Below are 3,184 nucleotides of genomic sequence, written 5' to 3'. Positions count from 1 at the left end.
CGGAAGGCGAGCGCGAAGGCGCCGCGCGCCGGGTCGCCCGCGGGCAGGGGGGCCTCGGCGACCGTCCAGGTGCGGCCCCGGTCGGTGGAGTGGAAGACGCGGGAGGCCGCTGCGCCGCCGGTGGCGATCCACGCGTCGCGGGGGCCTGCGGAGACCAGGCACTGGCCGCTCGCCGCGAACGCCGCCTCGCCCGGCTGGGCCGGGGGCATGCCGTCGGAGGGCAGTACACGCCAGTTGCGGCCGCCGTCGCGTGTGGCGAGGACGCGGTACTTGCCGTCGACCGGGTCGCCGAGCGCGATGCCGTTGCGGCGGTCGAAGAAGGTCATGCAGTCGTAGAAGGCCCTGGGGTCGGCGTTGCGGAAGCTCTCCGTCCAGGTCGTGCCGCCGTCGTCCGTGCGGAAGACGCGCGAGGCCGCGCCCTCGCCGATGGACAGCGCGACGGCGCGGCGGGTGTCGAACGCCTCGATGTCCCGGAACTCCAACTCGCCCGCGCCGGAGGGCGAGACATCGCGCCAGTGGCGTCCGCCGTCGAGCGTCCGCAGCACGGTCCCCTTCGTCCCCGCCGCCCAGGCGGCGGAGCGGCTGACGGCCGCGAGCCCGCGCAGTCGGGCGTCCGTACCGCTCGGGGTGGCCCGCCACGAGAGCGGACCCGCCGCGCTCGGAACGCCCCCGGGGGCGGCGGCTTGCACGGGAGACGCGGCGGCCGTAGCCACCGCCGCCCCGCACACCACTGCTATCACTGCACGTCTCAACATCCCCATGGCCCTCATGAGCCGGGAAGTTAGCCGACGCCGGGCGCACCCGTCCATGGGCCGACGGGCACGGCCGGCGTACGCGGGGGAACCGCGGCGCTGCCTACTGGTACCAGCAGATCTTCACCTTCCAGTGGCCGAATTGGTACCACTCGCAGTGCAGCGTGGGGGTGGGCTTCGGCGTGGGCGTGGGCGTCGGGGGTGTGGTGGTAGGCGTAGGCGTGGGGGTGGTGGGCGTGGTGGTCGGCGAAGGTGACCAGGTGGGAGTCGGCGGCCCCGTGGGCGTACCTGTCGGGGTGGGCGTGCCCGTCGGCGTGCCCGACGGCGGGGGCGTCGGCGCGGTCGTCGGGGGCGGAGGCGGGGGCGTCACGGCCGAATAGGTCGGCGCGGGGCCGGTCGGGACCGTGGTGCCGCCGGGCTGCCCGCCGCTGTCGGAGGTCCGCTGTGTGGGCAGCGGGGGCTTCGCCCGCGGCTCGCCGCCCACCCGCTTCTCCTCCCCGGACCCGGAGCCATCGGTTCTGGAGTCATCGGCCCTGGAGCCGTCCGCGCTGTTGTTGCCGCGGGAATCGCCGTCCCCGGCGGACCCATCGGAACCGGAGGCTCCGCCCGTACCGCCCGCGCCCCCCGTACCGCCTCCATCGCCCGTACCGCCCGCGCTGCCGTCTCCCCCGCCCTGCCCCGGCGCCCCACTGGCCGCCGGGGCCGCCGCGCGCTGCTGCGGCAAGGACCCCTGCCCGCCGGTCAGGGCGATGCCCGCCGCGACGGCGACGCCAGCGACCGCCACCACTCCGATCCCGGCGACCGTGGCCGCGACCGGCCCGGCCTGCCCGACCTGGCCGCGCAACAGGTGCCGTACGGACTTCGCCGCGCCCGCCCCCGTGGGCTGGCCGCTCTGCCCCGCGGCGGCGGCCGCCGTGCCCGCTCCGGCGAGCGGGATCAGGAACTTCGCCGAGCCGCTCGCGAGCAGGACCAGCAGCGCCGGGCCGACGAGCGCGGGAAGCCTGGTGTTGGCCCGCGTCAGGAGGGCCATCCGGTTGGTGCAGTCGGGGCAGTCCGAGACGTGGGACTCCAGTCCGTTCGCCTGCTTCGCCGACGCCGCGCCCCGTACGTGCGCGGGCATCCGCTCCCAGTGCCCCTCGCAGGACGCGCTCGACGGGGTGCCGGGCATGGACCGCAGGAACGCCTGGCGCATGCCCTCGCGGGCGCGGTGCAGCAGTACGGCCGTCGCCCCGCTGCCCGCGCCGATCTGCCGGCCGACGGCCTCCAGCGGCTGGTCTTCGGCCTCGGCCAGCCACAGGGCCTTGACCCAGCGGCGCGGCAGTTGTTCCATCACCTTGGCCAGGAGGTCGACGTAGGCGACGCGCTGCATCGGATCCTCGGCCGTACGGGGCTCCTCGGGCCAGGCGTGCCCGTCTTCCGGATCCTGCGGGATCTCGCGGTTCGCACGACCAACGGTGGTGGAGAGGTTTCTGACGGTGGTAGTGAGGTACGCGGGGACATTGTCGATGACGTGTCCGGCCCGCAGCCGGCGCCAGATCCGGAAGTGGGCCTCGGCCACGAGGTCCTCTGCGAGCCAGAAGTTGCCGGTGAGAGTACGCGCGTAGGCGACGAGCCTCGGGTGCTCCTGCTCGAACAGCCGTGTGTAGCTGTCCTCGTCCAGCGATATGGAACCGTCGGTCATGGTGAAACACCCCTGTCGGTGCCTCTCCTGGGGGCGGGAGTGCATGACAGGTCCGCCCGGTCTTGGAGGCATTGCATCGAGTTCGTAAGCGTAAAGGGGAAATATCCCATCCAATAATTGGGGGTGACGCAGGTCACATCAGAATCGTGTGCACTGGCGTAATGAAGCGGCCGTCTAAGGGGTCGTAGAGACAAGGACCCGCACCAAAAGCAAGGGAGCAGGCGTTGTCCACTGTCATCAATCAAGCCGTCCAGGTCCGCCTTATCGCGTCCGCACCGCTGGAGCGGGCGATCCCCGCCGGCCTGCGGTACGAGCCCGCCGACCCTTTCGCCGTACGCATCACGTTCCCGGCCACCGCGTCCCTCGACGGCGCGGAAGTGGCCTGGACCTTTGCCCGTGAGCTGCTGGCGACCGGGCTGAACGAGCCGGTCGGCGCCGGGGATGTCCACGTATGGCCGTGCGGCGCGGACCGCACCGTACTGGAATTCCATGCCCTGGAGGGCATGGCCATGATTCAGATCGATACGACGGAACTGCGCCTTTTTCTGCGGCACTCCTACGAGTTGGTGCCCGCGGGGACCGAGAGCGGGCGCCTCGATGTCGACAGCGATCTCGCGGCGCTGCTGCGGGACGCCTGAACCGATGGGCACGGCGATGACCTCGCTGACGACGGCGGCGCGCAATGTCGCCGCCGACCGGGCCACGCGCTCCGGCGGCGATATGCACGCCGCGCGCGTCACCCGGTACGGGC

At 73.1% G+C, this 3,184-nt stretch carries 3 protein-coding genes; 1 reads left to right on the top strand and 2 read right to left on the bottom strand.

All coding sequences use genetic code 11. The features are described from left to right. A partial coding sequence (locus ACFU99_RS38600) for a WD40/YVTN/BNR-like repeat-containing protein (protein ID WP_384401869.1) occupies window positions 1-770 on the bottom strand: 770 nt, incomplete at its 3' end. Window positions 771-855: 85 nt separating this feature from the next. After that, window positions 856-2,433: a sigma factor gene (locus ACFU99_RS38595; protein WP_384401866.1), complete on the bottom strand. Its 1,578-nt coding sequence runs from the start codon at window positions 2,431-2,433 to the stop codon at window positions 856-858. Between the two features lie 224 nt (window positions 2,434-2,657). Between ACFU99_RS38595 and ACFU99_RS38590 the strand changes: the two genes are divergently transcribed. Continuing rightward, window positions 2,658-3,071 (top strand): SsgA family sporulation/cell division regulator, encoded by a 414-nt coding sequence (locus tag ACFU99_RS38590; protein ID WP_384401863.1) that lies wholly within the window; start codon window positions 2,658-2,660, stop codon window positions 3,069-3,071. Window positions 3,072-3,184: the final 113 nt, after the last annotated feature.

This window comes from Streptomyces sp. NPDC057654, assembly GCF_042800135.1.
Taxonomy (GTDB): Bacteria; Actinomycetota; Actinomycetes; order Streptomycetales; family Streptomycetaceae; genus Streptomyces.
This window is presented reverse-complemented; position numbering and strand designations above follow the sequence as displayed.

Excerpts from the sequence above, each read along its gene's own strand:
- ACFU99_RS38595 (WP_384401866.1), bottom strand. The coding sequence starts at position 2,433 with ATGACCGACGGTTCCATATCGCTGGACGAGGACAGCTACACACGGCTG.